Source organism: Azohydromonas lata NBRC 102462 (assembly GCF_001571085.1).
In the GTDB taxonomy this organism is placed as follows: domain Bacteria; phylum Pseudomonadota; class Gammaproteobacteria; order Burkholderiales; family Burkholderiaceae_C; genus Azohydromonas; species Azohydromonas lata.
In genome coordinates this window covers 19,105-45,889 of sequence record NZ_BCTC01000050.1, presented here as the reverse complement: position 1 = coordinate 45,889, position 26,785 = coordinate 19,105, and the positions used below count along the sequence as shown (strand labels likewise).

At 69.7% G+C, this 26,785-nt stretch carries 26 protein-coding genes and 1 riboswitch; of the genes, 11 read left to right on the top strand and 15 right to left on the bottom strand.

Features of this window, described 5'->3' with window-relative positions:
- Positions 1-263: 263 nt before the first annotated feature.
- Genes ALA01S_RS17670 through ALA01S_RS17660 form a run of 3 tightly spaced genes read left to right on the top strand, consistent with a single transcriptional unit; the run spans position 264 to position 2,163 of the window.
- The gene (locus ALA01S_RS17670) at positions 264-1,049 is read left to right on the top strand and encodes an SDR family oxidoreductase (RefSeq protein WP_066338860.1); all 786 of its coding nucleotides are present in this window, start codon (positions 264-266) and stop codon (positions 1,047-1,049) included.
- A 5-nt stretch (positions 1,050-1,054) separates the two neighbouring features.
- On the top strand, positions 1,055-1,708 hold the full coding sequence (locus ALA01S_RS17665) for a YceH family protein (protein ID WP_066338873.1): 654 nt from the start codon (positions 1,055-1,057) through the stop codon (positions 1,706-1,708).
- 35 nt (positions 1,709-1,743) lie between these two features.
- Positions 1,744-2,163 carry an acyl-CoA thioesterase gene (locus ALA01S_RS17660; protein ID WP_066338857.1) on the top strand — a complete coding sequence of 140 codons (420 nt, stop codon included), beginning with the start codon at positions 1,744-1,746 and terminating at the stop codon, positions 2,161-2,163.
- A gap of 52 nt (positions 2,164-2,215) precedes the next feature.
- Here ALA01S_RS17660 and ALA01S_RS17655 read toward each other — a convergent pair whose 3' ends face one another.
- Complete coding sequence (locus tag ALA01S_RS17655) at positions 2,216-2,803, bottom strand: LuxR C-terminal-related transcriptional regulator (RefSeq protein ID WP_066338855.1); 588 nt, start codon at positions 2,801-2,803, stop codon at positions 2,216-2,218.
- A gap of 97 nt (positions 2,804-2,900) precedes the next feature.
- Here ALA01S_RS17655 and ALA01S_RS17650 point away from each other — a divergent pair, with 97 nt between their 5' ends.
- Complete coding sequence (locus ALA01S_RS17650) at positions 2,901-3,602, top strand: CoA transferase subunit A (protein WP_066338853.1); 702 nt, start codon at positions 2,901-2,903, stop codon at positions 3,600-3,602.
- 12 nt (positions 3,603-3,614) lie between these two features.
- Positions 3,615-4,253 (top strand): 3-oxoacid CoA-transferase subunit B, encoded by a 639-nt coding sequence (locus ALA01S_RS17645; protein ID WP_066338851.1) that lies wholly within the window; start codon positions 3,615-3,617, stop codon positions 4,251-4,253.
- Between the two features lie 66 nt (positions 4,254-4,319).
- Here the strand turns inward: ALA01S_RS17645 and ALA01S_RS17640 are convergent, their stop codons facing one another.
- Positions 4,320-5,756 carry a phospholipase D-like domain-containing protein gene (locus ALA01S_RS17640; protein WP_066338848.1) on the bottom strand — a complete coding sequence of 479 codons (1,437 nt, stop codon included), beginning with the start codon at positions 5,754-5,756 and terminating at the stop codon, positions 4,320-4,322.
- A gap of 75 nt (positions 5,757-5,831) precedes the next feature.
- Here ALA01S_RS17640 and ALA01S_RS17635 point away from each other — a divergent pair, with 75 nt between their 5' ends.
- Complete coding sequence (locus ALA01S_RS17635; RefSeq protein WP_084267680.1) at positions 5,832-7,679, top strand: gamma-glutamyltransferase family protein; 1,848 nt, start codon at positions 5,832-5,834, stop codon at positions 7,677-7,679.
- A 133-nt stretch (positions 7,680-7,812) separates the two neighbouring features.
- Here ALA01S_RS17635 and ALA01S_RS17630 read toward each other — a convergent pair whose 3' ends face one another.
- On the bottom strand, positions 7,813-8,850 hold the full coding sequence (locus ALA01S_RS17630) for a quinone-dependent dihydroorotate dehydrogenase (RefSeq protein ID WP_066338847.1): 1,038 nt from the start codon (positions 8,848-8,850) through the stop codon (positions 7,813-7,815).
- Positions 8,851-8,891: 41 nt separating this feature from the next.
- On the opposite strand from ALA01S_RS17630, the gene rpiA reads away from it, so the two are divergent.
- Complete coding sequence (gene rpiA, locus ALA01S_RS17625; RefSeq protein ID WP_066338845.1) at positions 8,892-9,551, top strand: ribose-5-phosphate isomerase RpiA; 660 nt, start codon at positions 8,892-8,894, stop codon at positions 9,549-9,551.
- A gap of 61 nt (positions 9,552-9,612) precedes the next feature.
- Here rpiA and mnmC read toward each other — a convergent pair whose 3' ends face one another.
- From mnmC to earP, 3 genes are all read right to left on the bottom strand, one after another.
- A complete protein-coding gene (gene mnmC / locus ALA01S_RS17620; protein WP_066338843.1) occupies positions 9,613-11,580 on the bottom strand; it encodes a bifunctional tRNA (5-methylaminomethyl-2-thiouridine)(34)-methyltransferase MnmC2/FAD-dependent 5-carboxymethylaminomethyl-2-thiouridine(34) oxidoreductase MnmC1 in 1,968 nt (655 codons plus the stop codon).
- A gap of 112 nt (positions 11,581-11,692) precedes the next feature.
- Positions 11,693-12,247 (bottom strand): elongation factor P, encoded by a 555-nt coding sequence (efp, locus tag ALA01S_RS17615; protein ID WP_066338840.1) that lies wholly within the window; start codon positions 12,245-12,247, stop codon positions 11,693-11,695.
- Positions 12,248-12,356: 109 nt separating this feature from the next.
- Complete coding sequence (earP, locus tag ALA01S_RS17610) at positions 12,357-13,394, bottom strand: elongation factor P maturation arginine rhamnosyltransferase EarP (RefSeq protein ID WP_066338838.1); 1,038 nt, start codon at positions 13,392-13,394, stop codon at positions 12,357-12,359.
- Positions 13,395-13,430: 36 nt separating this feature from the next.
- On the opposite strand from earP, the gene uvrC reads away from it, so the two are divergent.
- From uvrC to ALA01S_RS17590, 4 genes are all read left to right on the top strand, one after another.
- Positions 13,431-15,413, top strand: coding sequence for an excinuclease ABC subunit UvrC (uvrC, locus tag ALA01S_RS17605; protein WP_084267679.1), 1,983 nt, complete (start codon positions 13,431-13,433; stop codon positions 15,411-15,413).
- Positions 15,400-15,915 carry a hypothetical protein gene (locus tag ALA01S_RS17600; RefSeq protein WP_066338836.1) on the top strand — a complete coding sequence of 172 codons (516 nt, stop codon included), beginning with the start codon at positions 15,400-15,402 and terminating at the stop codon, positions 15,913-15,915. The genes uvrC and ALA01S_RS17600 overlap by 14 nt, the downstream gene beginning before the upstream one ends.
- Before the next feature lie 151 nt (positions 15,916-16,066).
- Positions 16,067-16,633: a CDP-diacylglycerol--glycerol-3-phosphate 3-phosphatidyltransferase gene (gene pgsA, locus ALA01S_RS17595; RefSeq protein ID WP_066338835.1), complete on the top strand. Its 567-nt coding sequence runs from the start codon at positions 16,067-16,069 to the stop codon at positions 16,631-16,633.
- Positions 16,634-16,677: 44 nt separating this feature from the next.
- Entirely contained in the window at positions 16,678-17,526 is an 849-nt protein-coding gene (locus ALA01S_RS17590) for a DMT family transporter (protein WP_066338866.1), read from the top strand.
- Between the two features lie 22 nt (positions 17,527-17,548).
- On the opposite strand, the gene ALA01S_RS17585 is transcribed toward ALA01S_RS17590, so the two are convergent.
- The 9 genes from ALA01S_RS17585 to ALA01S_RS17545 all read right to left on the bottom strand — a co-directional run bounded on the left by ALA01S_RS17585 (position 17,549) and on the right by ALA01S_RS17545 (position 26,744).
- Complete coding sequence (locus ALA01S_RS17585; protein WP_066338832.1) at positions 17,549-18,094, bottom strand: hypothetical protein; 546 nt, start codon at positions 18,092-18,094, stop codon at positions 17,549-17,551.
- Between the two features lie 112 nt (positions 18,095-18,206).
- Entirely contained in the window at positions 18,207-20,414 is a 2,208-nt protein-coding gene (locus ALA01S_RS17580) for a TonB-dependent siderophore receptor (RefSeq protein ID WP_066338830.1), read from the bottom strand.
- A gap of 49 nt (positions 20,415-20,463) precedes the next feature.
- Positions 20,464-20,563: riboswitch (TPP riboswitch) on the bottom strand.
- Positions 20,564-20,694: 131 nt separating this feature from the next.
- Positions 20,695-21,798 carry an NAD(P)/FAD-dependent oxidoreductase gene (locus ALA01S_RS17575; protein ID WP_066338828.1) on the bottom strand — a complete coding sequence of 368 codons (1,104 nt, stop codon included), beginning with the start codon at positions 21,796-21,798 and terminating at the stop codon, positions 20,695-20,697.
- Between the two features lie 11 nt (positions 21,799-21,809).
- Positions 21,810-22,133: a ferredoxin FdxA gene (fdxA, locus tag ALA01S_RS17570; protein ID WP_066338825.1), complete on the bottom strand. Its 324-nt coding sequence runs from the start codon at positions 22,131-22,133 to the stop codon at positions 21,810-21,812.
- Positions 22,134-22,205: 72 nt separating this feature from the next.
- On the bottom strand, positions 22,206-22,967 hold the full coding sequence (cobA, locus tag ALA01S_RS17565) for a uroporphyrinogen-III C-methyltransferase (RefSeq protein WP_084267678.1): 762 nt from the start codon (positions 22,965-22,967) through the stop codon (positions 22,206-22,208).
- Positions 22,968-22,985: 18 nt separating this feature from the next.
- On the bottom strand, positions 22,986-23,714 hold the full coding sequence (locus ALA01S_RS17560) for a phosphoadenylyl-sulfate reductase (protein ID WP_066338823.1): 729 nt from the start codon (positions 23,712-23,714) through the stop codon (positions 22,986-22,988).
- A 7-nt stretch (positions 23,715-23,721) separates the two neighbouring features.
- Positions 23,722-24,228: a DUF934 domain-containing protein gene (locus tag ALA01S_RS17555; RefSeq protein ID WP_066338821.1), complete on the bottom strand. Its 507-nt coding sequence runs from the start codon at positions 24,226-24,228 to the stop codon at positions 23,722-23,724.
- A gap of 34 nt (positions 24,229-24,262) precedes the next feature.
- On the bottom strand, positions 24,263-25,975 hold the full coding sequence (locus ALA01S_RS17550) for a nitrite/sulfite reductase (protein ID WP_066338815.1): 1,713 nt from the start codon (positions 25,973-25,975) through the stop codon (positions 24,263-24,265).
- 1 nt (position 25,976) lies between these two features.
- Positions 25,977-26,744 carry a sulfite exporter TauE/SafE family protein gene (locus tag ALA01S_RS17545; protein ID WP_066338813.1) on the bottom strand — a complete coding sequence of 256 codons (768 nt, stop codon included), beginning with the start codon at positions 26,742-26,744 and terminating at the stop codon, positions 25,977-25,979.
- Between the last annotated feature and the right edge of the window lie 41 nt (positions 26,745-26,785).

Below are 26,785 nucleotides of genomic sequence, written 5' to 3'. Positions count from 1 at the left end.
CCCGCGGGGCCGGCGCCGACGATCACCACGTCGTAGTCCATGGACTCGCGCGGACCGTACTGTTCAAGCAGTTGCTGCGGCGTCATCGAATGTTGTGTTGTGCTGGAAAAACCCGCCATCTTAAGTCGGCGGCTACACCCTTTGCGCATCAGGAGCGGCTGCGCCGGCCCGGCGCAATCGGCACCCGCCAGCGCCGGGAACCCTGGCCGGGCGTGCTATCTTGGCCGCCCCCTCTTGCATGCAGACGAGGAGGCTGCTGCCTCATGAGTTACCAAATCGATTTATCGGGCCGCGTGGCCTTCGTCACCGGCGCCTCCGGTGGCTTGGGTGCGCAATTCGCTCGTGTGCTGGCGCGTGCCGGCGCGGGTGTGGTGCTGTCGGCGCGGCGCGTGGAAAAGCTCAAGACGCTGCGCGCCGAGATCGAGGCCGAAGGCGGCGATGCCCACGTCGTGGGCCTGGACGTGACCGACCCCGACAGCATCCGCGCCGCGGTCGCCCACGCCGAGACGGAGATGGGCGCCATCGACATCCTCGTCAACAACGCCGGCGTCAACGCCCAGCAAAAGCTGCTGGAAGTCACGCCCGAGGATTACGACTACGTCATGAAGTGCAACCTGCGCGGTGCATTCTTCATGGCGCAGGAAGTGGCCAAGCGCATGATCGGCCGCGCCCAGGGTGCCCTGCCCGGCACCTTCACCGGTGGGCGCATCGTCAACATCGCGGCCATGGCCGCGCAGCGCGTCCAGGCCGAGGCCGGCGCCTTCGGCATGAGCAAGGCCGGGCTGATCTACATGACGCGTGCCATGGCGCTGGAGTGGGGCAGTTACGGCATCAACGTCAACGCGATTTGCCCCGGCTACATCGACACCGAGCAGAACCACCACGAGTGGACCCGCGCCACCGCGCAGGACCTGGTGAAGATGACGCCGCGCAAGCGCATAGGCCGGCCGCAGGACCTGGACTCCGTGCTCATGATGCTCTGCGCCAATGAGAGCCACTTCATCAACGGCGCCGTCATCTCCGCCGACGACGGCTTCGGCGTCTGGTGACCGCCATGCGCGACCTGACTCACGCGCAAGGGCGCGTGCTGGCCGTGCTGGTGGAGAAGCAGGCAACCGTTCCCGACACCTACCCGCTGTCGCTCAACGCGCTGCTGGCCGGCTGCAACCAGAAGACCGCGCGCGACCCGGTGATGAACCTCACCGAGGCCGACGTGCTGGAGGCGATCGAGGGGCTGCGCGAGCTGTCGCTGATCAACGAGGTCAGCGGCACGCGCGTCACGCGCTACGACCACAACGCCAACCGCGGCTTGGGCGTGCCCGGCGCGGCGGTGGCGCTGCTGGCCACGCTGCTGCTGCGTGGCCCGCAAACCGCCGCCGAGCTGCGCGCCAACTGCGAGCGGTTGCACCGCTTTGCCGACATCTCGTCGGTGGAAGGCTTCTTGGAGGAACTGGCCGAGAAGTCGCCGCCGCGCGTGGTGCGCCTGGCCCGCGCCCCGGGTGCTCGCGAGGCGCGCTGGGCGCAACTGCTCACCGGCGAGCCCTCGCTGCCCGTGGCCGGGCCGGAAGAGCTGGCCGCTCCCAAGCCTGCGCGCGCCGACGAGATCGCCGCGCTGCGCGCCGAGGTGGCCGAGCTGCGCGCCCTGGTGCTGCGCATGGCCGCCGAGCTGGGCATGGACCCGCAGCTCAATTCCGAGTCCACCACCTGAGCGCCTGAAGCACGCCGACAGCCAAGAACGACCGCATGCGCTTTGATCTGCCTGAAGACAAAAGACTGGTGTTCGAGTCGCGGATTGCCATCCGCTGGGGCGACATGGACGCCATGGGCCATGTCAACAACACCGTGTATTTCCGCTACCTGGAGATGGTGCGCGTGGACTGGCTGCAGTCGCACGGCGTGCCGCCAGACCCGGACGGCAGCGGCCCGGTGATCGTCAACGCCTTCTGCAACTTCCATCAGCAGCTCGAATACCCGGGCGACTTGCTGGCGCGCTTCTACGTCGCCAGGCCCGGGCGCAGCAGCTTCGAGACCTACACCACGCTGGAGCGCACGGACCGCCCCGGCGACATCGCCGCCAGCGGCGGCGCCAAGGTGGTGTGGGCCGACTCGAACACCAAGCGCTCGGTGCCGTTGCCGCAATGGGTGCGGGCGCTGCTGGATTGACGCCTTCGCGCACCGCCCAAAAACGCCGCCCCGGGGCGGCGTTTTTCATGGCTCACGCGCACAGCAGCTTGTGCACCAGCTCTGGCGTGGTGGAGGCGCCGTACTTGCGCATGAGGCGTGCACGGTAGACGTCCACCGTGCGCGGGCTGATGTCGAGCTTGCGGCCTATGAGCTTGCTGGTGAGGCCGTCGATGAGCAGCGCGGCGATCTCGCGCTCGCGTGCCGTGAGCTCGCAGCCCAGGCGGCGGCGCGGCGAGAGGTCTTCGAAGCTCCAGATGCCCGCGGCGTGCGGCTGCGACGGGTCCAGGGCGCGGCCCGATACATGGCACCAGAAGAGCTCATTGCGCTGCGGGCCGCCCACGCGCTTCATCACCCGCTCGTCGGCGTACCAGCCCTGCTCGTCCAGGCTGGCCACGATGCGCTGCCCCGTGCGCTCGAACTCTTCCATGCTCGGGTACAGCACCTCGAAAGAGCAGCCTATGAGCTCCTCGCGCTCGGCGCCGAACATGGCCAGCATGCGGCGGTTGCAGTCCAGCATCTGCCGGTTGCGCGAAATCACCAGGCCGATGGGCGCCAGGTCGAATGCGGTGCGGTAGTCCAGTGGCGCCAACTCGGAAGAATTCGGCAGGGGAATTTGCATTTGTCAGGGCTCCGGAATTGGCTTTAGGCGATTCTACTTACCAACTACTTAATGCGTTAAGTAGTACATTGCGCCCGTTCCACGTAGGAGACCCCGGATGAACAAGCTCTACCCGAGCGCCGCAGAAGCGCTGAAGGGCATCGTCAAGGACGGCCAGCTCATGGCCGTCGGTGGCTTTGGCCTGTGCGGCATTCCCGAAGCCCTGATCGCCGCACTGCGCGACACGGGCGTGAAGAATCTCACCGTCATTTCCAACAACGCCGGCGTTGATGGTTTTGGCCTGGGGCAACTGCTGGAAACCCGGCAGATCAAAAAGATGATTTCCAGCTACGTGGGCGAGAACAAGGAGTTCGAGCGCCAATACCTGGCTGGCGAGCTGGAATTGGAATTCACGCCGCAGGGCACGCTGGCCGAAAAGCTGCGTGCCGGCGGCGCGGGCATCCCGGCCTTCTTCACCCGCACCGGCGTGGGCACGCTGGTGGCCGAAGGCAAGGAGACGCGCGAGTTCGACGGGCACACCTACATCATGGAGCGCGCGCTCAACCCTGAGGTGTCGCTGGTCAAGGCCTGGAAGGCCGACAAGAGCGGCAACCTGATGTTCCGCCGCACCGCGCGCAACTTCAACCCGGCCGCGGCCATGGCCGGCAAGATCACCGTGGTGGAAGTCGAGGAGATCATCGAAGTCGGCGCCTTCGATCCGGACGCCGTGCACCTGCCGGGCATCTACGTGCACCGCCTGGTGCTCAATGCCACCCCCGAGAAGCGCATCGAAAAGCGCACCACCCGTCCGGCCGCCTGAAGGAGACACGACATGCCCTGGACCCAAGACCAGATGGCCGCCAAGGCCGCCACCGAGCTGCAGGACGGCTTCTACGTGAACCTCGGCATCGGCATCCCGACGCTGGTGGCCAACCATGTGCCCGCCGGCATCGAGGTGTGGCTGCAAAGCGAAAACGGCATGCTGGGCATCGGCCCGTTCCCGACCGAGGATGAAGTCGACGCCGACCTCATCAACGCCGGCAAGCAGACCGTCACCACCATTGCCGGCTCCAGCATCTTCGGCTCGCACGAGAGCTTCGCGATGATCCGCGGCGGCAAGATCAACCTGAGCATCCTGGGCGCCATGCAGGTCAGCGAAAAGGGCGACCTGGCCAACTGGATGATCCCCGGCAAGATGGTCAAAGGCATGGGCGGCGCCATGGACCTCGTGGCCGGCGTGCCGCGCGTGATCGTCGTGATGGAGCACGTGGCGCGCAAGAAGGACGGCACCACCGACCTCAAGATCCTGCCCAAGTGCACGCTGCCGCTCACCGGCGTGGGCGTGGTGCACCGCATCATCACGGACCTGGCCGTGATGGACGTGACGCCCGAAGGCCTGAAGCTCGTCGAGCTGGCCCCGGAAGTCACCCGCGAGTACGTGCAGGAACGCACCGGCGTGACGCTGCTGTAAGCCGCCCGCGCACCCAGACGAAAGCCGCCCGCGGGCGGCTTTTTCATTGGGCCGCCGCGCCAGCGGCTACAGCCACCACGCCCACACCTTGGCCGCTTGCTCCTTGAGCCGCTCCGAGAGCGGGCGGCGCTTCCATTCCTCGGCGTCCAGGCGGCGCGAGGCCGCCAGGTCGCGGCTGAAAACCTCGCGCATGCGCGCGCCGAAGGTGGCGCCCAACACCACGGCGTTGAGCTCCTGGTTGTGCAGGAAGCTGCGCCAGTCCAGGTTGGTGGAGCCCACGGTGGACCACACGCCGTCGATCACCGCCGTCTTGGCGTGCAGCAGCGCCTGCTGGCGCTCGTACAGCTCCACGCCCGCGTCCAGCAGCGCCTGGTAGGAGGCGCGCCCGGCGGCCAGGACGAAGGCGCTGTCGCTGCGGCTGGGCAGCAGGATCTGGACCTTCACGCCGCGCCGGGCCGCCTCCTGCAGCGCTTCGAGCAGTTGAGGGTCGGGCACGAAGTAGGCCGTGGTGATGAGGATTTCGCTCTCCGCGCTGCGCAGCGCCGAGATCAGCGTGGCGTAGATGAAGCTGTAGGGCTCGTCCGGCGCGCTGCCTATGGCGCGCACCACCTCGCTGCCCTGCGGCTGCTGCGCCGGGAAGTAGTCGCGCGCGGGCAGCTCGGGGCCGTGCTGCGCGGCCCAGGTCTGCAGGAACAGGCGCTGGTACTCGGCCACGACGGGACCGTCGATCTGCACCTGCGTGTCGCGCCAGGGCAGGGCGTTCACGTCGCGCTGGCGCTGCTGTTCCTTGCGCACGGCGCGCCCGCGCGAGCCGCCGCCGGAAAGCGATCCGCTGGAGTAGACGCTGCTGATGTTGATGCCGCCCAGGAAGGCCGTGCGCCCGTCCACCACGACCAGCTTGCGGTGGTCGCGCTGGTTGACGTTCCAGCCGCGGCGGGCCTTGAGCGGGTTGACGGGGTTGAACTCCAGCACTTGGGCGCCGGCCTCGCGCAGCGGGTCGAAGAATTCCTTGGGCGTGCCCAGGCTGCCCACGCCGTCGTAGAGCAGGTTCACTTGCACGCCGGCGCGCTGGCGCTCCAGCAGCAGGGCGCGAAAGCGCTGGCCGACCTCGTCGTCCTCCAGGATGTAGAACTCGACGTTGAGGTGGTCGCGCGCCGCGCGCATGGCCGTGAACATGGCCTCGTAGGTGGCGGGGCCGTCCTGCAGCAACTGCACGCGGTTGCCGGCCACCAGCGGCGTGCCGACCAGCGCCTCTTCCAGCGCCAGGTGGCGGCCGAGCACGTCGGTGGGCGTGCCGCTGCTCTTGAGCCGCTCCAGGATGGCCTGGCTTTGCGCGCGCGACAGCGGCCCGTTGGCGCCTGCTATCTGCACCGGGCGCCGCGGCACGGCCATGTCCGGAACGATGGTGGGCAGGCCCGCGCAGCCGGCGAGCAACAGCAGCACGCACAGCCACAGCCACGGCAGCCGGTGAAGGCGCCATGGGGGCCGCGTTGCGGGCGTCATGGCAGATTCCTTGCTGTGTCGGCAGTCGGCATGCGGTGCGACAGGCAAGTGGCATGCGCAACCAAGGAGAACAAGATGCGTCCACCTTCAAGGGCGGGGGCCGCTGCGGCGCCCATCGCCTGGCCCCCGCTGCGCCGCGCGGGTCTCGCGGCCCTGGCGGCGAGCCTCGTGGCGGGCTGCGCCGCGCTGCGGCCGGGCCCCGCCGGCGAAGCGGCGATGGCGCCCTCGAACGCCCAGCCCGCGCCGTCCGCCCAACCCGCCTTCAGGCGCATGGCCGTGGCCGCCGCGCACCCGCTGGCGGCGCAGGCCGGGCTGCAGATGCTGCGCGAGGGCGGCTCGGCCGTGGACGCCGCGGTGGCCGTGCAGATGGTGCTGACGCTGGTGGAGCCGCAGGCCAGCGGCATAGGCGGCGGCGCCTTTCTCATGAGCTGGGACGGCCGGCGCGTGCAGGCTTTCGACGGCCGCGAGATGGCGCCCGCCGCCGTCACCGAAAACCTGTTCATGCGGGCGGACGGCACGCCTGTGCCGTTTGCACAGGCCGTGGTGGGCGGCCGCTCCGTGGGCGTGCCGGGCGCCGTGGCCATGCTGGAGGCGGCGCACCGCCAGCATGGCCGGCTGCCTTGGGCGCACCTGTTCGAGCCGGCCATTCAACTGGCCGAGGAGGGCTTCAGCGTCACGCCCTACCTGCACCGGCAGTTGATGAGCGAAAAGGCCTCGCTGCTGGCGCAGCCGCGCGCGGCGGCCTACTGGTTCGGCCCGGATGCGCAGCCCTGGCCCGTGGGCCACCGGCTGCGCAACCCGGCCCTGGCGCAGGTGCTGCGCAACATCGCCCTGCACGGCGCGGCGGCGTTCTACGAAGGGCCGGTGGCGACCGATATCGTGGCCCGCGTGCAGACGCATCCGACCAATCCCGGCGATATGACGCTGGCCGACCTGGACGGCTACACGCCCAAGGAGCGCGCGCCGATTTGCACGCTCTGGCGGGTGCGATACCGCGTCTGCGGCTTCCCGCCCCCGTCGTCCGGCCACTTGGCCATGATGCAGACGCTGGGCGTGCTGGAGCGGCTGCCCAACGCGGGCGAGCCGCTGCGCGCGGGCCTGCCAACGCCTGACTGGCTGCACGCGTATACCGAAGCCGCGCGGCTGGCCTTTGCCGACCGCGCCGCCTTCGTGGGCGACCCCGACTTCGTTCCCGCACCGGGCAACGACTGGAACACGCTGCTCGATCCGGCCTACCTCGCGCGCCGCGCCGCGCTGGTGAAGCCCACGAGCATGAAGACGGCGCGCCCCGGCAACCCGGGCCCGCTGCCGCTGGTTTGGGCGCCGCAGCCGCTGCAGCCGGAATACGGCACCAGCCACGTAAGCATCGTGGACGCGCAGGGCCGCGCCGTGTCGATGACGACGACGATCGAGGCCGTGTGGGGCTCGCGGCTGATGTCCGACGGCGGCACCGGGCTGGCCGGCGGCTTCATGCTCAACAACGAGCTGACCGATTTCTCCTTCACGCCGCGCGACGCGCAAGGCCGCCTCGTGGCCAACCGCGTGCAGCCGGGCAAGCGGCCACGCTCCAGCATGAGCCCGACGCTGGTGTTCGACGCGAGGGACCACCGGCTGCTGATGACGCTGGGCGCCCCCGGCGGGGCGGCCATCATCCACTACACGGCCAAGACGCTGTTCTTCACCTTGGGCGCGGGCTTGTCGCCGCAGGACGCCATAGTCCTGCCCAACTTCGGGACCTTCAACGGCCCGACGCTGCTGGAGCAGGGCCGCTTTCCGGCGGCGACCGTCCAGGCGCTGCGCGAGCGGGGGCACGACATCGACGAGCGCGCGCTGGACAGCGGCATCCAGGCGCTGCAGCGCACGGCGGCGGGGTGGGTCGGCGGGGCCGACCCGCGGCGCGAGGGGGTGGTCGCGGGCGAGTGAGGCGCCGGCGGCGGGGCGACGGCTGCGCTGCGGACGCTGCCCGCAGGCTTCATCGTTCAGCTTTTTGTACTTCGCCTTGCCTTTGAATGAGCGGCATCGTTCAGATTTCTGGACGATGCGGGCTGCAGTTTTCTCAGCCCGCCGTCGCCTGCGCCGCCTCGCGCACCAGCGCCGGGCCGCGGTAGATCAGGCCGGTGTAGATCTGCACGAGGTCGGCGCCGGCCTGCAGCTTGGCCTTGGCGTCGGCGCCGCTGAGCACGCCGCCCACGCCGATGATGGGATAGCCGCCGCCCAGGGCCGCGCGCAGTTGGCCGATGACGCGGTTGCTGGCTTCGAACACCGGGCGCCCGGAGAGGCCGCCGGTTTCCTCGGCGTGCTGCAGGCCCTGCACGGCGTCGCGCGCCAGCGTGGTGTTGGTGGCGATGACGCCGTCGATGCCGTTGTTGCGCAGCGTGGCGGCGATCACTTTCACCTGGGCCTCGTCCAGGTCGGGCGCGATCTTCACGAACATGGGCACGGTGCGGCCGTGCTGGCGCTGCAGGGTTTCACGGCGCGCCTGGAGCTGCGACAGCAGCGCGTCCAGCGCCTCGTCGCTTTGCAGCGCGCGCAGGTTCTTGGTGTTTGGGCTGGAGATGTTGACCGTCACGTAGTCGGCGTGCGGGTACACGCCGTCCAGGCAGATCAGGTAGTCGTCCACCGCGTTCTCTATGGGCGTGGCGGCGTTCTTGCCGATGTTCAGGCCCACCAGGCCGCCGCCGGCGCGGAAGGATTTCGCGCGCTGCACGTTGGCCAGGAAGGAGGCCAGGCCCTCGTTGTTGAAGCCCAGGCGGTTGATCAGCGCGTCCTTTTGCGGGATGCGGAACATGCGCGGCTTGGGGTTGCCGGGCTGGCCCTTGGGCGTGACGGTGCCGACCTCGATGAAGCCGAAGCCCATGGCGCCCAAGCCGTCGATGCAGCGGCCGTTCTTGTCCAGGCCGGCAGCCAGGCCGACGCGGTTGGGAAAGCGCAGCCCTGCCACCGTCACCGGCGCGCTCACGCGCGGCTGGGCCCACAGGCATTGCGCGGGCGTGTTCTGCAGCCGGCCCATGGTGTTGAGCGTGAGTTCGTGGGCCTGCTCCGGATCGAGGCCGAAGAGGAAGGGACGGGTGAGGGCGTAGGGGACCAGGGACATCCCGCGATTGTCGCAAACGGTGTCGCCGATAATCCGCGCCCATGAATCAGGACGAACTCAAGGCCCTCGTGGGCCAGGCCGCTGTCGCGCACGTGGTGCCCGGCAGCGTGGTGGGCGTGGGCACCGGCTCCACGGTCAATTGCTTCATCGACGCGCTGGCCGCCATCAAGGACCAGATCGCCGGCGCCGTCTCCAGCTCCGAGCGCAGCACCGAGCGGCTCAAGGCCCACGGCATTCCCGTGCTGGATGCCAGCACCGTGGAGCGCATCCCCGTCTACGTGGACGGCGCCGACGAGATCGACCACGCCGGCTACATGATCAAGGGCGGCGGCGCGGCGCTGACGCGCGAAAAGATCGTCGCCGACCTGGCGGACCGTTTTGTCTGCATCGCCGACGAGTCCAAGCTGGTCCCGGTGATGGGCAACTTCCCGCTGCCGGTGGAAGTGATCGCCATGGCCGCGGCCCAGGTGGCGCGCCGCTTCAAGGCCCTGGGCGGGGAAGCCACGCTGCGCCCGGGCGTGCTCACCGACAACGGCAACCCCATCCTGGACGTGCGCGGCCTGCGCATCACCGACCCGGCGGCCATGGAAGCCGAAGTCAACCAGTGGCCCGGCGTGGTGACCGTGGGCATCTTTGCCCGCCACAAGGCGCAGGTCTGCCTGCTGGGCACCAAGGACGGCGTGAAGACGCTGACCTTCTGACGGTGGGCTTGGCGGCGGCCTTCGCGGGCCGCCGCCGGACGTGACGTGCGACGGCGCCTCTTCAGGCGCCGTCGTCCATTTCGGCCGGCGCGGCCTGCGCCTTGCGCGCGCGCCGCACGCCAAAGCGCCCCGGGTCCACGGCTTCCACCAGGTCCGCTTCCAGCGGGAAGGGGCCGCCGCTCACCCAGGCCGCGATCAGCTCGCCCAACAGCGGCGCCCAACCGATGCCGCGCGAGGCCAGCGCCGTGCACACGAAAAGGCCGGGCACGCGCGGCAGTTCGCGCACGCGCTGCGCGGCCGCGCCCGGCACCGGCACGGCGCCGACCACGGGCAGCCGGTCGTCGGCCAGCGTGCGCCAGCCCACGCGGCCGGACAGCGGCACGCCGCGCGCATCGACCTCCAGGCCCAGGCGGCGCAGGCGCTTCAAGTTGAACGCCTGGTCTTGCGGGCGCAGGGTGGCGTCGGGGTCCTGCAGGGTGGCGGTGGCGCCACAGACGACGTTGCCGTCCAGCAGCGTGAGCGCGTAGCCGCCGCCGGCCACGGGCAGGCGCGGCGGGTGCAAGCCCGGCGTGCCGGCGGGAAGAATCGTCACCTGCCCGCGCTGGCGGCCCAGCGGCCAGCCCGGCTTTTCACCATGTGCACTCTCAAGCAACGTACAGGCTTCTCCCGCATTGGCCAGCACCACGGCGCTGGCCTGCGCGATCGCTTGGCCAGCGGCATCCAGGGCGGACCAAATGCCGTTGGACGAGCGCAGCGCGCGCACCTGCGTGCCGGTGCGCAGCGCGATGCCGGGCCGCTGCAGCCAATGTCGCACCAGCGCGCCGGGCTGCAGCCAGCCGCCGCCGGGGTAGAACCAGGCGGGCTCCTGCAGCGGCAGGGCGCACAGCTCGCTGGCGGCCTGGGCGTCCAGCGCCTGCAGGTAGTCCGGCGGCAGGCCTTGGGCGGCCAGCAGGGTGTGCATGCCGGCCAGGTCCGCGTCGGCGCCGGCCAGGCGCAGCAGGCCGTCCAACTGGCCGGGGATGGCGCCGGTGGCGATCAGCGGCGCGAAGGTTTTATGGGCCAGCAGCGCGGCCGTGCGGTTGAAGCGGGCGTGCGGGCCGTCCTGGCCGTTGACCACGCCGTGGAACAGGCCGCCGCGGTTGCCTGAGGTTTCGGCGGCGGGCTCGGGGTGGCGCTCCAGCACGGTGACCTGCCAGCCCGCGGCGGCCAGCGCCTGGGCGCAGGCGGCACCGGCCAGGCCCGCGCCGATGACGAGGGCGGTGCGCGGGGCATTCGGGTCCACTTGGGCCGACAGCGGGTGGCCGGCCGCGCGGCGCGGCGTGAACACCGGGGCGTAGCGGGCGTAGGTCATTTCCGGCTTGGGCGGGAAGCCGGGGACGCGCTCGGCTTCGAAGCCGGCCGAGCGCAGGCCGTCGCGCACGGCGCGGCCAATGCTCCAGGTGGCGGCGGTGGCGCCGGGTGCGGCCAGCCGGCCCAGTGCCTTGAACACATGAGGCGACCACAGCGCCTCGTTGCGCTTGGGCGCGAAGCCGTCCAGGTAGAAGGCGTCGGCTTCCAGCAGGAGCTGCGGCAGCCATCCGTTGGCGTCGCCCCAGGCCAGTTGCAGGACGATCCGTCCGCCGTCCAGGTGCAGCGTGTGCAGGTCGGGGCTCAGCGGCGGCCAGGCGGCGAGCAGCTCGCCGGCCAGCGCCGGCAGGGCGGAAGCGGCGTGGGCGCGCTTCAAATCGTCCAGGCGCGGCGGATGCAGGTCCACGGCGACGTAGTGCAGCCGCGCGCAGCGCTGCGGGTCGGCGCGCCAGGCGTCCCAGGTCGCCAGGAAGTTGTTGCCCAGGCCGAAACCCGTCTCCAGCACCGTGAAGCGCGGTTTCCCCTGCCAGCGCTGCGGCAGCCCGTTGCCGTGCAGGAAGACATGGCGCGACTGCCCAAGCGCGCCGGCGCGCGTGTGGTAGACGTCGTTGAAATCCGGGGCGTGGGGCACGCCGTCGGTGTCGAACGCGATGTGGGCGGGCACGACGGGAGAGCGCTTCATGGCGGCGGGCGGGAGTCGGGCAAGAGAAGGGGATTCGGAAGGCGGAAACGACAAGGGGCACCGAAGTGCCCCTTGCTGCTCGCATGCGATGTGCGCGCGTGCGTGTCTGGAATCAGACGCGCTTGCGGTACTCGTGCGTGCGGGTGTCGATTTCGATCTTGTCGCCGTTTTCCACGAACAGGGGCACGGGGATTTCGAAGCCGGTGCCGACCAGGCGGGCGGGCTTCATGACCTTGCCGGAGGTGTCGCCCTTGACGGCGGGCTCGGTCTCGATCTCGCGCACGACGGTGGTGGGCAGCTCGACCGAGATGGCCTTGCCGTCATAGAACACCACTTCCACCACCATGTTGTCTTCCAGGTAGGAGATGGCGTCGCCCATGTTCTCGGCCTCGACCTCGAACTGGTTGTACTCGGTGTCCATGAACACATACATCGGATCGGCGAAGTACGTGTAGGTGCACTCCTTCTTGTCCAGGATGATCTGGTCCATCTTGTCGTCGGCCTTGAAGACGACTTCAGCCCCGCCGCCATTGAGCAGGTTCTTCATCTTGATGCGCACCGTGGCGGCACCGCGGCCGCCGCGGCTGTATTCGGTCTTGAGCACGACCATCGGGTCCTTGCCCTGCATGATCACGTTGCCGGCGCGGATTTCCTGAGCGAGTTTCATGGCGAGATTCCAAAAGAGAGTGGCTGCACGAATTGAACGCTCGGTGCTGCCTGATAGCGCGTCGCAGGCGCGCGTCGCACGGACGCGGCTCAACGCAAAGCCCGTGATTCTACCAACGCGCCGCCACGAACTCCTGTAGCCGGCCGGTCAAATCGTGCTGCTTTTCAAGGCTTTGCCGCCAGCGTGCGCAGGCGGCACGCCACGTGGCGTCGTCCGGCAGGGCGGCCGGCGGCTCGGCCAGGCGGTTCCAGGCGCGCCACAGCGCGCGCAATTCCAGGCTGAAAGCGGCGTTGCTGCCGGCCAGAAAGCGATCCAGGAAAGCGTCCAGCTTTTCGGCGTGCACGCCGTCGTCCTGCTCGTAGATCTGCCACACGAAGGGCACGGCGGCCCATTGGGCGCGGACGAAGGAATCCTCGCCGCGGACGAAGTTCAGGTCCGCGGCCCACAGCAGGTGGTCGTAGTCGCGCTGCGTGAGCCAGGGCAGGCGGTGCAGGCGCACGTTGGCGGGCAGGCCGGGCACGTCGGCCTGCGCCGCGCCGGGTGTGGCCAGCAGCAGCGTTGGGCGGCCGTCGGCCAGCCACGGCCACAGGGCGTCGAGGCGGCGGTAGCAGAAGAGGCTGACCACGCGTTCGTCCGGCTGCCAGCCGGTGCCTTGCGCGGCCAGCCAGGCGGCGCGGTCGAAGGCGGCGCGGCGTGCTTGCAAGTCGCGCTCGCGCAGCAGGCCGCCGGTGGCGGGGGTGAAGCCGGGGTAGAAGAAGAACTTCACCAGGCCCGCGCCGGGGCCGGAGAACTGCGGCGACTGCAGGCCGTGCGAGCGCTCCACGTAGCGCTCGGCGCTGAGGTATTCGAGGTTGATCCACGCGGGCGGCTTGGGGCTGGCGGCCATGCGCGCGACGAAGCCCGCCGGCGGGTCGCAGCCGAACAGCTCCACGACGACGTCGCCGGGCTCGGGGAAGTCGCCTTCGTCGCGCCAGGGCAGCACCTGCACGCGGGCATTGCCTTGCGGCGCCATCCAGGCCAGGGCCGAGGCGTCGTCCACCCACAGCCGCGCGCGCTCGCCGCGAGCCGATAAATCCGTGGCCAGTCGCCAGGCCACACCGAGGTCACCGTGGTTGTCGATCACGCGGCAGAACAGGTCCCACAACATGGCGCGATTATCCGAAGCGTCAGAATCACGCCCTCCATGACCCAGTCCTTATCTCCCGAAGACGCTGCCGCGGCCGTGCAGGCCGCCGCCGCCGAGGAAGTTGTACATGCCGAGTCAGCCGCTGCCGCGGGCCGCGCCGCGCTGCTGGCCGAAGTGGCGCAGTTGCCCGCGCTGCCCGGCGTCTACCGCTACTTCGATGCGCACGGCGCCGTGCTCTACGTCGGCAAGGCCAAGAACCTCAAGCGGCGCGTCTCCAGCTATTTCCAGAAGGACCACGGCGGCACGCGCATCGGCGTGATGGTCAACCGCATCGCGCGCATGGAGACCACGGTGGTGCGCACCGAGGCCGAAGCGCTGCTGCTGGAAAACAACCTCATCAAGGCGCTCAACCCGCGGTTCAACATCCTGTTCCGCGACGACAAGAGCTATCCGTACCTGCAGCTCGTCTCGCACCGCTTCCCGCGCATGGCTTACTACCGCGGCGCGGTGGACAAGAAGCACCACTACTTCGGCCCCTACCCGAGCGCTTGGGCGGTGAAGGAGTCCATCCAGCTGCTGCAGAAGGTTTTCAGGTTGCGCACCTGCGAGGACACCGTCTTTGCCAACCGCAGCCGGCCTTGCCTGCTCTACCAGATCCGGCGCTGCACGGCGCCCTGCGTAGGCCTCATCAGCGACGCCGACTACACGAGCGACGTGCACAACGCCGAGCGCTTCCTGCGCGGCGAGCAGCAGGAGCTGCTGGACCAGTTGCAGCGGCGGATGATGGAGCACGCCGAGGCCTTCGAGTACGAGAAGGCGGCCGAGCTGCGCAACCAGATCCAGGCCCTGTCGCGCGTGCTGCAGCAGCAGTCGGTGGAGGAGAACAGCGCCTCGTCTGCCGGCAAGGACGTGGACGTGCTGGCCGTGAAGGTGCAAGGCGGCCGCGCCTGCGTGAACCTGGCCATGGTGCGCGGCGGGCGCCACCTGGGCGACCGCGCGCACTTCCCGACGCACGTGGAGGAGGGTGCCGTCCTCGGGGCGGTGGAAGACGAGAGCGACGACGTCGCCGCGCCCGTGCCGCCAGAGGTGCGCGTGCTGGAGGCCTTCATCGCCCAGCACTACCTGGACAGCGCCGTGCCGCCCTCGCTGGTGGTGAGCCACCCGGTGGACGCGGCGCTGATGGAGGCGCTGTCCGTGCACGCCGGCTTCAAGGTCAGCGCGCAGCACCAGCCGCGCGAGCAGCGCCGCGTGTGGCTGCAGATGGCGCAGACCGGCGCCGAGCTGGCGCTGGCGCGGCTGCTGGCGCAGGAAGGCTCGCAGAAGGCGCGCACCCTGGCGCTGGCCGAGTCGCTGGGCCTTGAGGTGCAGGATCTGGATACCTTGCGCATCGAGTGTTTCGACATCAGCCATACCGCTGGCGAAGCCACGCAGGCCAGCTGTGTGGTGTTCGAGAACCACCAGATGCAAAGCGCCCAGTACCGCCGGTTCAACATCACCGGCATCACGCCCGGCGACGACTACGCCGCCATGCGGCAGGTGCTCACGCGCCGCTACGGCAAGCTGGCCGAGGGCGTGGCCGCCGGCACGGCGCGCATGCCTGACGTGGTGCTGGTGGACGGCGGCCGCGGCCAGGTGAGCATGGCGCGTGAGGTGTTCGAGGAACTGGGGCTGGACCTGTCGCTCATCGCCGGCGTCGAGAAGGGCGAGGGGCGCAAGGTCGGCCTGGAAGAGCTGGTGTTTGCCGACGGCCGGCCCAAGGTGTACCTGGGCGCCGATTCCGCAGCGCTCATGCTGGTGGCGCAGATCCGCGACGAGGCGCACCGTTTTGCCATCACCGGCATGCGGGCCAAGCGCGCGAGTGTGCGCACCGGCGGCAGCCGGCTGGAGGACATCCCGGGCGTCGGCCCAAAGAAGCGGGCCCGGCTGCTGCAGCGCTTCGGCGGTGTGCGCGGCGTGGCCCAAGCCGCCGTCGACGAGCTCGCCAGCGTCGAAGGCATATCGAGAGACCTGGCGGAGGAGATTTACCGTGCGCTCCACTGAAGCCCCGCGCCCACTGCGCTGGTGGGCCCTGATCGCGACCGCCCTGGGATTGGGCGCCTGCACCCTGACCAAGCCGCTGCCGGATTCGACGGCCTCGTCCGCGCAGCCTGCGACCTCGCCGGCGCTGGAGCCCTCGACGGCGCGCGCGGTGGCCGCCCTGCCCAAACCGGCGCAGGCGGGCGACTGGACGTCCTATCGCATCCAGGCCGCCACGCGGCTGGTGGCGGCCAACCCGAGCATGTCCTACATGGGCGACGTGCCTGAGCCGCTGCTGGCCATTCCGGTGCTGGAGATCGAGCTCAACCGCGACGGCAGCGTGCGCAGGATCAACGTGCAGCGCGTGCCGCACCAGGCCAAGGACACGGTGCAGCTGGCCATTGACGCCGTGAACCGCGCCGCGCCCTTTGGCGACGTGTCGCACCTGCCGCGGCCGTGGAAATTCAGCGAAGTGTTCCTGTTCAACGACGACAGGCACTTCAAGCCGCGGACGCTGGATCAATGAGCGCCCCCGCCCGGCCGCTGCGAAGGGAACGTTCCGTCCCGCTCGGCGGGACCGCGCGCAGCGCGAGGGTGTACCCATGAGCGCGCGGCCGTCCGAAGAGCCCGGGTCTCGGACGGCCGGCGAGCCCTTGCGCAGCAGGCACAATGCCGGGATGTTTTTCAACCTGCCCACCCTGCTGACCTGGGCCCGCATCGTGGCCATACCGCTGATCGTGGCGGTGTACGAGCTGCCCATGCAGCACGCGACGCAAAACCTGGTGGCCACGGTGCTGTTCATCGTGTTCGCGCTCACCGATTGGGCCGACGGCTGGCTGGCGCGGCGGCTCAATCAAACGTCCTCCTTCGGCGCCTTCCTGGACCCGGTGGCGGACAAGTTCCTCGTTTGCGCCTCGCTGCTCATCCTGGTGCAACTGGACCGGGTGGACGCGCTGGTGGCGCTGGTCATCATCGGCCGCGAGATCGCCATCTCGGCGCTGCGCGAGTGGATGGCGCAGATCGGCGCCTCGCGCAGCGTGGCCGTGCACATGGTGGGCAAGCTCAAGACCACGGTGCAGATGGTGGCCATTCCCTTCCTGCTCTATGACGGGCGGCTGTTGGGCGTGGTCGATACGCACCTCTGGGGCACGGGCCTGATCTGGCTGGCCGCGGTGCTGACCATCTGGTCCATGGTGTATTACCTGCAGAAGGCGCTGCCCGAAATTCGCGCCCGCGCGCGTTGACCGCTTCGGCCCCGGCAGTGCCCGGCGCGACGCTGGTGCGCGCCATGCCCGCGGTGTTCGTGCTCATCTGGAGCACCGGCTTCATCGTGGCGCGCTACGGCATGCCGCATGCGCCGCCGCTGACCTTTCTCAGCTGGCGCTATGCGCTCTCGGTGCTGGCTTTCGGCTTGTGGATCGCGGCCACGCGGCCGGCCTTTCCGCGCAATGGCGCGCAGGTGCTGCACCTGGCCGCCACAGGCGTGCTCATGCACGCGGGTTACCTGGGCGGCGTGTGGGCCGCGGTGAAGGCCGGGGCGCCGGCCGGCACGGTGGCGCTGATCGTGGGCCTGCAGCCGGTGCTGACGGCGCTGTGGGTGTCGGCCAGCGGCCAGGAGGCGCGTGCCAGTGCCCGCCAGTGGCTCGGTTTGCTGCTTGGTCTGCTGGGCCTGCTGCTGGTGGTGTGGCGCAAGCTGGGCAGCGGGGAGATCACGCCCTTCAACTTCTTGCTGTGCCTGGGCGCGCTGCTGTGCATCACGGTAGGCACGCTGTACCAGAAACGCTTCGTGAAGCCGTGCGACGTGCGCACGGCCAGCCTGGTGCAGTTGAGCGCGGCCTTGGCCGTGTCGCTGCCGCTGGCGCTGCTGGAGCCCACGGGCATGCAATGGCATCCGGAGCTGATAGGCGCACTGGCCTGGTCGGTGCTGGCGCTGACGCTGGGCGCCAGCTCGCTGCTGTACCTGCTGATCCAGCGCGGCGCAGCCACGCGCGTGACCAGCCTGATGTACCTGGTGCCGCCGTGCACCGCGCTCCTGGCCTGGCTGCTGTTCCGCGAGCCGCTTGGGCCCACGGTGCTGGCGGGCATGGCGCTCACGGCGCTGGGCGTGAGCCTGGTGGTGCGCGGCGCGGCGCGCTGAGGCGGCTGCGCCGCCGTCAGCCTCAGTGCCTGGGCTGCGAGATGCGGCCGTTGAGCGTGAGGAAACCCTTGGCCGGCATCGTGCTGATGTCTTCGACGACTTCCAGCGTGCCGCTGCCCGTGGCGTAGGCGAAGCGGCCGGAACCCGAGGTGATGGTGAAGGTGCCGCTCATGACCAGCGGCCCGCCGTTCATGGGCTGGCTGGTGCCCTGGTAGCGGCCGATGAGCTGGTCGCCGTTGGCCGTGGTGATCATGAACTGGCGGCTGTTGAAGGCATAGGGCGGCAGGAAGTAGGGGCTGGTGGAGACCACGCAGTCCTGTGCCGAGAAGCTGAAGACGCCGATGGCCGAGCCCAGGCCCGTGCCGGAACTGGTGCCGGTGGCTGCGGCGCCGTAGGCCGGCGCCTCGCCCGCGCAGGGGTTGGTGGGCGTGGGGTCCAGCCACTCGGTGATGGTGGCCGTGGCCTTGAAGGGAATGGTCTTGGCGGCGTTGTCGGCCCAAGCCGATTGGGCCGAGCCGGCCAGGGCGGCGGCGCCCAGAGCGCAGGTCAGGGCATGGCGAAAAGTCATGGTGATCCCTCGAAGAATGGTTTTGTAACGAAAACGGGTTATGCCCCGCCCTTGAGACGGGCGGTAGGCGCCTGGGCGGGGGATTGTGTTTTGGCTGCCGATGCGGCTCGGGTCAGAAGTCCGCCTGCAGCGACACGCGGAAGGTGCGCGGCGCCATGGGGTAGAGGTAGATGTGGCCGTACTGGTAGGGCGACTCGCGCCAGGCGCGGCGGTCGAAGGCGTTGTCCACGCCGGCGCGCCAGGTGAGCGTGGTGGCGTCCACACGCTGGGTGTAGCGGGCGGCGAGGTCTACACGGGCCCAGCCGCCGATGCGCGGGCTGTCGGCCGCAGGTGTCAGGGTGCGGTCGCCTTCGTAGACCAGCCAGCCCTGCACGTTGAGCCCGGGCAGGGCGCCGACGTCGTGGCCGGCCATCAGGCGCAGGGTGCGAGAGGGGACGTTGGGCGGGCGCTGGCCGTTGCGGGCGGCGTCTGTGCTGTCCTCGTAGCGGGCTCGCAGCGCCATGGCGCCGGCTGCGAACTGCCAGGCGCCGGCGCGGCGCTCCAGTTGAGCTTCCAGGCCACGGTGGCGCTGGCTGCCGTCCACGAAGTACTCGCTGCCGGTGTCGGTGACCACGGGGCGGTTGATGTCAAAGGCTGCCAGCGTCCATTGCAGGTCGTAGGGCGTGCGGCCCTTGATGCCGATTTCGGTCTGGCGGCTCTTCTGCGCGGTGAGGGCCTGGCCGGCCTGTGCCCCGTAGCTGCTCTTGTTGGGCGTGATGTAGGACTCGATGCCCTGGCCCCAGCTCGCGTAGACCAAATGCTGCGGCGCGAAGGCGTAGCTCGCGGCGGCCCAGGGCGTGGTGAAGGACTGGCCGTAGTCGGTGGGCCGCGTGCCGTCGGTGCGCACGCTCTCGCGGTCCAGGCGGGTGTGGCGCAGGCCCAGCCAGGCGCTCCAGCGCTCGGTCAGCCGCATGGCGTCGCGCAGGTAGAGCTCGGTGGAGCGCTCGGTGCGGTTGGTATTGGGCGCGGTGCCCAGGTCCGCGGGCAGGGTGGGAATCACCAAGCTGCCGTCGTCCTTGCCGTAGCCGACCCAGACGCCATCGTCCAGGCGCGGCTGCAGGCGGCTCTTGAAGCGGGTGAAGAGCACGCCGGTGGTCAAGTCATGGCTGACGGGGCCGGTCTGCAGGCCGCCGGCAATGGCAAGGTCCAGTGCGTCGCTGCGGCGGCGTTCGTTGTCGCTCTTGAAGGCGTAGGTGTCGAAGCGGCCGTCACTGCAGTAGCGGTCGGCCCAGTACACGGTGGCCGATTCGGTGCAGCCGAAGGGGTAGGCGAGCCGGTCGTCCGTCCTGATGCGCTGCGTCACGGCGTGGGCCGTGGCCTTCCAGCCGCCTTCGAGTTTTTGCGTCAGGCGCACGGAGGCGGTGTTGTCGTTGAACACCACCGGCTGCGACCAGGGCTGGTTGTTGAGGTTGGTGCGCGGGTCCACGTCGTGGGCGTTGGGCAGCACGTCGCCGCGCATGCTGAAGCCCGGCACGCTGGGCTGCGACTGGCGGCTGTGTTCCACCTCGACTTCCAGCAGCGTGTCGCGGGTGAGCTTCACGTCGCCGGCCAGGGCCAGCAGTTGGCGCTCGCCGCGCAGGTCGCGGGTTTGCGGGCGCAGCCGCTCGGCGGCGGCGTTCAGGCGCAGGCCGTAGCGCTCGTCCTCGCCGAAGCGCTGCGACAGGTCCACCGCCGCGCCCACGGTGCCGTTCTCGCGCCAGCCCAGGGTGGCGCTGCGCACGGTGCGGTCCGGCCGCTTGACGGTGTAGTTCACCAGCCCGCCGGGCGCGCTGGTGCCGGCCTGGATGCCGCTGGTGCCCTTGAGCAGCTCGACGCTGGCCTTGTTCTCCAGGCCGATGACGGTTTCGCCGCTGATGGGCAGGCCGTCGCGGCGGTAGTTGAAGCGGTTGTCCAACACATAGCCGCGCGCGCTGAGGTTGCCGTAGTAGCCCTCGGCGTTGTAGGCGTCGGAGAACGAGGCGTCCAGCCGCGTGAGGTCGCGCAGGTCTCGTGCACCGGTGTCGCGCAGTTGCGTTTCGCCGAGCACGCGGGCGCTGATGGGCGTGGACGACAGCGGCTGCTCGCCGAAGCCGCTGACGGCGGGCGCCGGGGTGCGGCCGGTGACGGTGATGGTGGTGGTCGTGGCCGGCGCCGTGTCTGCGGCAGCGGTTGCGGCATCAACCGCCGGGGCGGCGGGCGCGGCGGCCTGCTGGGCCGCTGCCGGCAGCGACAGGGCGAGGGCGGCCGCGGTGGCCAGGGGGGCGGGCGCGAACAGGGCGCGCGGGTGGGTGCGGTGGGCCATGGCAGGTACTGCAGTGCCGCGACAGGTGAGCGCGGCTGCCGCGCAGGACGTGCGGCCACCGGTGCTTCCCTGCGCGAGGATGATCTCAATCAGGTTCAAGGGGACTCTCTCAGCCGGACACAGCGTGTCCGGCACCCCCAGCGGAAAGCGTGAATTATCCGCGCCCGCGCTCCATCGCCTGTGGCTTGGCGGCCACGTCCGGCCCCGCCCCCGATAAAGAAAAAGGCCCGCTGGGCGGGCCTTTCCTGGAGACGGGCGGGTCGGACCCGGCTCGGCGTGCTCAGTCGAACACCGGCGTTTCCACGCCCAGCACCTTGTGCAGCTTGGGGCTGGTGGTGGTGTACTGCAGGTGCACCTTCTTCTCGGGGAAGATGTAGGGCACGGCGCCGAAGGCGGCCAGCGCGGCTTCGTGGAAGCCCGACAGGATGAGCTTCTTCTTGCCGGGGTAGGTGTTGACGTCGCCGACGGCGAAGATGCCGGGCACGTTGGTCTGGAACTTCTCGGTGTCCACGACGATTTGCTTGCGCTCCAGGGCCAGGCCCCAGTCGGCGATGGGGCCGAGCTTGGGCGACAGGCCGAAGAAGACCAGCAGCATGTCCATGGGCACCACGCGGGTGACGCCATCGCCGCCCGTGACCTTCACGCCGGTGAGGGTCTGGCCGTCGGCGCTGGTGTCGATGCCCGTGATCTGGCCGACGATGAACTGCATTTCGTACTCGTCGCACAGCTCCTTCATCTTGGCCACCGAGGCGGGCGCGGCGCGGAAGCCGTCGCGGCGGTGGATCAGGATGACGCTCTCGGCCTTGTTGGGGCCTTCCTGCGCGAAGTTCAGCGACCAGTCCAGCGCGGAGTCGCCACCGCCCACGATCACCAGGTTCTTGCCGGCGAATTGGGCGGGGTTCTTGACGCGGTAGAAGACCTGCTTGTCGTTGAACGCGTCCAGGCCCTCGACCTTGAGCATGCGCGGCTGGAAGGAGCCCACGCCGCCGGCGATGAACACCGTCTTGGTCAGGAACTGCGTGCCCTTGCTCGTCTCGACGAAGAAGCGGCCGTCTTCCTGCTTTTCCACGCGGGTGACTTCCTGGCCCAGGTGGAAGGTCGCGCCGAAGGGCTCGATCTGCTTGAGCAGGTTGTCGGTGAGCTCCTTGCCGGTGCACATGGGCACGGCCGGGATGTCGTAGATGGGCTTGTCGGGATAGAGCTCGATGCACTGGCCGCCGGGGTAGGCCAGCGAGTCAATGATGTGGCACTTGATCTCCAGCAGGCCCAGCTCGAAGACCTGGAACAGGCCGCAGGGGCCGGCGCCGACGATGATGGCGTCGGTCTCGATCACGCCCTGCGCTTGCGCCGCCACGGCGGCTTCTTGGTTCACTTGCGATTCCATGGTCGTCTGGATTACTTCTTCAGTTCCGGCAGCTTGCCCGTGCGGTTCTTCCACTCCTCGGCATCAGGCAGCGCTTCCTTGCGCTTGGTGATGCTGGGCCATTTCTTGGACAGCTCGGCGTTCAGGGCGATGAACTGCTGCTGGTCGGCGGGCACGTCCTCTTCGGGGAGGATGGCGTTGACCGGGCACTCGGGGATGCAGACCGCGCAATCGATGCACTCGTCAGGATCGATCGTCAGAAAGTTGGGGCCTTCCCGGAAGCAGTCCACGGGGCAGACATCGACGCAGTCGGTGTACTTGCAGCGGATGCACGATTCGGTGACGACGTGGGTCATGACTTTTGAGTAGTGGGGTTGATCGCGTGGGGCCCAGTGGTCGGCCGTGGCGATAGACGAAAAACAGTGATTTTAAGCCCTGGGGGTTTCCACTGAAACCTGAGATACATCAAGCGGGCTCTCGGTCGTGGCCTCCGCGGCATCCAAAGTGCCGGCGCCGGCGCCCACGATGACCACCGTGGGCCGCCCCGCATGCTGCGCGGCGGCTTCGCCCAGGGTCTGGACGCTGTGCAGGCTGGTGCGCTGCCCGGCGGTGCCGGCGGCCGAGACCACGCTCACGTGCTCGGTGGCCGGCCAGCCGGCGGCCAGCAGGCGGTGCGACAGCTCCGGCAGCGCGTGGCCGGCCATGTAGAACACTTCCGTGTCGGCGCTGCGGCTGGCGCGCAGCGTGCCCGCGCGCGTCATGGCCGTGCTCAGGCTCACGTTGCGCCCGCGTCCGCGGCGCGTGAGCGGGCGCTGCGTGGCGGCGGCGGCGGCCAGGGCCGCCGTGACGCCGGGGACGACCTCGCACTCGATGCCGGCGGCCTGCAGCGCCAGCAGCTCCTCTTCCAGCCGTCCGAAGATGCTGGGGTCGCCGCCCTTGAGCCGCGCCACGAGGGCGTGCTGTTGCGCCTGCTCCACCAGCAGCGTGTTGATGCGCGCCTGGCCCATGCTGTCGCGGTAGCCGCGCTTGCCCACGTCCAGCCACTGCGCGTGCGGTGCGAGCTCGCGCAGCGCCGGATCGGTGAGCGCGTCGAACAGCACCACCTGTGCCGCGGCCAGCCGTTGCGCGCCGCGCACGGTGATGAGGTCCGCCGCCCCGGGGCCGGCGCCGATGAAGACCACGCGGCCCATCTTGACTTCAGCTTTCCTTCAGGCCGGCAAGGCGCTTTGCTTGACGTGCAGGCCGCATTCCTTGGCCGACTCGTCCTCCCACCACCAGCGGCCGGCGCGGAAGGGCTCGCCCAACGAAATGGCGCGCGTGCAGGGCGCGCAGCCGATGCTGGGGAAGAACTGGTCGTGCAGCGCGTTGTAGGGCACGTCGTGCAGCTTGATGTAGTGCCACACGTCGCCCCAGGTCCAGTCGGCCAGCGGGTTGAACTTGATTCGACCTTTGTCGTCCTGGTCCTCGAAGGGCACCGCGCCGCGGTTGTCGGACTGCTCGCGGCGCATGCCGGTGACCCAGGCATCGCGGCTGGCCAGCATGCGCGACAGCGGCTCGAGCTTGCGCACGCCGCAGCAGCCCTTGCGCAGCGGCACGCTCTCGTACATGGCGCGCTCGCCGTTGCGGGCGACGAACTCGATGACCGCTTCCTGCACCGGGCGGTAGACCTCCACCTCGATGCCGTAGCGCGCCTTGATGAGCGGCAGCACGGCCAGCGTCTCGGCGTGGAGCACGCCGGTGTCCAGCGTGCCCAGGGCGATGGGCAACTGGTGGCGGGCGATGAGGTCCGTGAGGACCATGTCCTCGGCGCCGAGGCTGTTGGCCAGGACGACGCGGCCGGCAAAGCGCTCGGCGGCGTCGCGCAGCAGGTCCAGGGCGCGCGCGACCTTGTTGTCGAAGTCGGCGCTTGGGCGGGCGTTGAGTTCGATGGCGCTCATGGCGGTATCAGCTCCGTGAGTAAGGCTGCGGGTCGTGGCGGGCGAAGACCGGTTGCGGATGCACCGTGTCGCCCTGGTAGTGGCCGCCGAAGAAGCCCAGCGCGCGGCGCGCGGACTCCAGCTTCTGGTCGGCGCGCAGCACCACGGCGTCAAAGCCGGTGCGCTGCAGCAACTGCATCATGTCCACCAGCACTTCGCCGGTGGCGCGGATCTCGCCCTTGAAACCGTAGCGCACGCGCAGCAGCCGGGCTTGCGAGTAGGCGCGGCCGTCCACCCACTTGGGGAACGTGAGCGCCACCAGCGACAGGCGGGGCAGGTCCTCGGCCAGGGCTTCGACGTCGGCGTCGTTGGGCAGCATCACGCCCACGGCCACGCCCTGCGGCCACTCGCCGCGCACGGCGTGCCACTGCTCCAGCGTCAGGAGCCGGTGCGGGGCGGGGCTGGGGTGCACCTGCGGGCCGTCCTCGCCGCTCACCTGCTGCCAGCGGTCCTGATGGGGGTCGATGAACTTCATGGCTTGAAACTCGTTTCTTCTGGGCAGGGGTCTATCAGGCGGGCTGCGCTTCGCGCACGGCGGTGGCGGTGCGCACGGCGTCGGCGGCGGTCTTGAACGGGGACAGCCCCACGCGGCGCACGGTGTCGATGAAGCGCTCGCCTTCGGCGCGCTCGGCGCGGTAGGTGTCGATGACGGCTTCGATGACGTCGGCCACCTCGTCGGCCGCGAAGGACGGGCCGATGACCTTGCCGGCCTGGGTCTTGCCCGACAGCGTGGAGCCGTCGGAGCCGCCCAGCGTGACCTGGTACCACTCGCTGCCGTCCTTGTCCACGCCGAGGATGCCGATGTGGCCGCTGTGGTGGTGGCCGCAGGAGTTGATGCAGCCGGACATGTGCAGGTCGATGTCGCCGATGTCCCAGAGCTCGTCGAGGTCCTGGAAGCGCTCGGTGATGGCCTCGGCGATGGGCAGCGAGCGTGCGTTGGCCAGGGCGCAGAAGTCGCCGCCCGGGCAGGCGATCATGTCGGTGAGCAGGCCGATGTTGGGCGAGGCGAAGCCCGCGTCCTTGGCGGCGTGCCACACGGCGTAGAGGTCGGCCTCGCGCACCCAGGGCAGCAACAGGTTCTGGTCGTGCGTCACGCGCAGCTCGCCCAGCGAGTAGCGGTCGGCCATGGTGGCGGCCGCTTCCATCTGGTTCGAGGTGGCGTCGCCGGGGGGCAGGCCCAGGCGCTTGAGCGACAGCGTCACGGCGCGGTAGCCGCTGACCTTGTGGCCGTGCACGTTGCGCTCCAGCCAGCGGGTGAAGGCCTGCTGCTGGTCGCCGTGGCGCGCGGGCTGGAAGCCGCTGGGGGCGGGGCGCACGCCGGCGGGCAGCGTGAAGTGGGCCGAGACGCGCTCCAGCTCGCGCAGCGGGATCAGGTGAGCGGCGCCTTCGGCGTCGCTTTCCAGGATCTGGCGGAACTCGGCGTTGACGGCGTCGAAGAACTTCTGGCCTTCGGCCTTCACCAGGATCTTGATGCGGGCCTTGTAGAGGTTGTCGCGGCGGCCGTAGCGGTTGTAGACGCGCACGATGGCCTCGATGTAGACGAGGATCTGCTGCCAGGGCACGAAGGCGTTGATCTCCACGCCCACCACCGGCGTGCGGCCCATGCCGCCGCCCACGAAGACCTTGAAGCCGACTTCGCCGGCCTCGTTCTTCACCAGGTGCAGGCCGATGTCATGCCACTGGATGGCGGCGCGGTCTTCGGCGGCGCCGGTGATGGCGATCTTGAACTTGCGCGGCAGGAAGGCGAATTCGGGGTGCAGCGTGCTCCACTGGCGCAGCACCTCGGCGTAGGGGCGCGGGTCCACGGCCTCGTCCGGGGCGATGCCGGCCAGCGCGTCGCTGGTGATGTTGCGGATGCAATTGCCGCTGGTCTGGATGCCGTGCATGTCCACTTCGGCCAGCAGCTCCATCACGTCGGCCGACTGGTGCAGCGGAATCCAGTTGTATTGCAGGTTCTGGCGCGTGGTGAAGTGGCCGTAGTCGCGGTCGTACTCGCGGGCGATGCGGGCGAGCTGGCGCAGCTGGCGGCTGCTCAATTCGCCGTAGGGCACGGCCACGCGCAGCATGGGGGCGTGGCGCTGGATGTACCAGCCGTTCTGAAGGCGCAGGGGGCGGAATTCGTCGTCGCCAAGCTCGCCGCGCAGGTTGCGCTCGAGCTGGTCGCGGAACTGCGCGGCGCGGGCGCGCACGAACTGGCGGTCGAAGTCGGTGTACTTGTACATGTCAGTTAATCACTTTCAGTCCGGCGGTCACCAGCGACACGCACAGCAGTGCGCGCACCAGTTTGTCGGGCAGGGCGCGGGTGAGCTTGGCGCCGAGCCAGATGCCCGGCAGGGAGCCGACCAGCAGGCTGGCCAGCAGGCCCCACTCGACGTGTCCGAGCGAGGCGTGGCCTATGCCGGCCACCAGCGTCAACGGAACGGCGTGGGCGATGTCGGTGCCGACCAGCCGTTGCGTGGGGACGCGAGGATACAGGAGCAGGATCAGCGTCGCGCCTATGGCGCCGGCGCCGATGGAGCTCAGCGACACCAGCACGCCCAGCAGCGCGCCGGCGGCCACGGTGAGCGTGGGCTTGACGGTTTCGGGCAGCCACTTCTCCAGCTTCAGGCCCACCTGCAGCCACACCTTGCGGTAGGCCACGGTCACGGCCGTGAGCAGCAGCGCGATGCCCAGCGAGAAGGTCAGCGTGCTGGCCCAGCCCTTGGTGATGCCGGTGAAATGCATCAGCACGATGGTGGCGATGGCCGCCGGCACGCTGCCGGTGAGCAGCCGCAGCAGGATTTGCTTGTCCACGTGGCCCATGCGCCAGTGCGCGAGCGAGCCGCCGGACTTGGTGATGGCGGCAAACCACAGGTCCGTGCCGATGGCCACGGCCGGGTTGAGCTTGAACACGCCGATGAGCAATGGCGTCATGAGCGAGCCGCCGCCCACGCCCGTGAGGCCGACGATCAGCCCCACGCCCAGGCCGCCCAACACCGCCACCAAGTCCATCCGTGTTTCCCGCTATTTGTTTGGATTGCGCGAAGTCAATA

Coding starts and splice junctions, on each gene's coding strand:
- pgsA (WP_066338835.1), top strand. CDS start 16,067: ATGTTTTTCAACCTGCCCACCCTGCTGACCTGGGCCCGCATCGTGGCC.
- ALA01S_RS17545 (WP_066338813.1), bottom strand. CDS start 26,744: ATGGACTTGGTGGCGGTGTTGGGCGGCCTGGGCGTGGGGCTGATCGTC.
- uvrC (WP_084267679.1), top strand. CDS start 13,431: ATGACCCAGTCCTTATCTCCCGAAGACGCTGCCGCGGCCGTGCAGGCC.
- ALA01S_RS17650 (WP_066338853.1), top strand. CDS start 2,901: ATGAACAAGCTCTACCCGAGCGCCGCAGAAGCGCTGAAGGGCATCGTC.
- earP (WP_066338838.1), bottom strand. CDS start 13,394: ATGTTGTGGGACCTGTTCTGCCGCGTGATCGACAACCACGGTGACCTC.
- ALA01S_RS17590 (WP_066338866.1), top strand. CDS start 16,678: ATGCCCGCGGTGTTCGTGCTCATCTGGAGCACCGGCTTCATCGTGGCG.
- ALA01S_RS17635 (WP_084267680.1), top strand. CDS start 5,832: ATGCGTCCACCTTCAAGGGCGGGGGCCGCTGCGGCGCCCATCGCCTGG.
- ALA01S_RS17560 (WP_066338823.1), bottom strand. CDS start 23,714: ATGAGCGCCATCGAACTCAACGCCCGCCCAAGCGCCGACTTCGACAAC.
- ALA01S_RS17645 (WP_066338851.1), top strand. CDS start 3,615: ATGCCCTGGACCCAAGACCAGATGGCCGCCAAGGCCGCCACCGAGCTG.
- ALA01S_RS17670 (WP_066338860.1), top strand. CDS start 264: ATGAGTTACCAAATCGATTTATCGGGCCGCGTGGCCTTCGTCACCGGC.
- rpiA (WP_066338845.1), top strand. CDS start 8,892: ATGAATCAGGACGAACTCAAGGCCCTCGTGGGCCAGGCCGCTGTCGCG.
- ALA01S_RS17665 (WP_066338873.1), top strand. CDS start 1,055: ATGCGCGACCTGACTCACGCGCAAGGGCGCGTGCTGGCCGTGCTGGTG.
- cobA (WP_084267678.1), bottom strand. CDS start 22,967: ATGGGCCGCGTGGTCTTCATCGGCGCCGGCCCCGGGGCGGCGGACCTC.
- ALA01S_RS17550 (WP_066338815.1), bottom strand. CDS start 25,975: ATGTACAAGTACACCGACTTCGACCGCCAGTTCGTGCGCGCCCGCGCC.
- mnmC (WP_066338843.1), bottom strand. CDS start 11,580: ATGAAGCGCTCTCCCGTCGTGCCCGCCCACATCGCGTTCGACACCGAC.
- ALA01S_RS17640 (WP_066338848.1), bottom strand. CDS start 5,756: ATGACGCCCGCAACGCGGCCCCCATGGCGCCTTCACCGGCTGCCGTGG.
- ALA01S_RS17575 (WP_066338828.1), bottom strand. CDS start 21,798: ATGGAATCGCAAGTGAACCAAGAAGCCGCCGTGGCGGCGCAAGCGCAG.
- ALA01S_RS17660 (WP_066338857.1), top strand. CDS start 1,744: ATGCGCTTTGATCTGCCTGAAGACAAAAGACTGGTGTTCGAGTCGCGG.
- efp (WP_066338840.1), bottom strand. CDS start 12,247: ATGAAACTCGCTCAGGAAATCCGCGCCGGCAACGTGATCATGCAGGGC.
- ALA01S_RS17585 (WP_066338832.1), bottom strand. CDS start 18,094: ATGACTTTTCGCCATGCCCTGACCTGCGCTCTGGGCGCCGCCGCCCTG.
- ALA01S_RS17580 (WP_066338830.1), bottom strand. CDS start 20,414: ATGGCCCACCGCACCCACCCGCGCGCCCTGTTCGCGCCCGCCCCCCTG.
- ALA01S_RS17630 (WP_066338847.1), bottom strand. CDS start 8,850: ATGTCCCTGGTCCCCTACGCCCTCACCCGTCCCTTCCTCTTCGGCCTC.
- ALA01S_RS17655 (WP_066338855.1), bottom strand. CDS start 2,803: ATGCAAATTCCCCTGCCGAATTCTTCCGAGTTGGCGCCACTGGACTAC.
- ALA01S_RS17555 (WP_066338821.1), bottom strand. CDS start 24,228: ATGAAGTTCATCGACCCCCATCAGGACCGCTGGCAGCAGGTGAGCGGC.
- fdxA (WP_066338825.1), bottom strand. CDS start 22,133: ATGACCCACGTCGTCACCGAATCGTGCATCCGCTGCAAGTACACCGAC.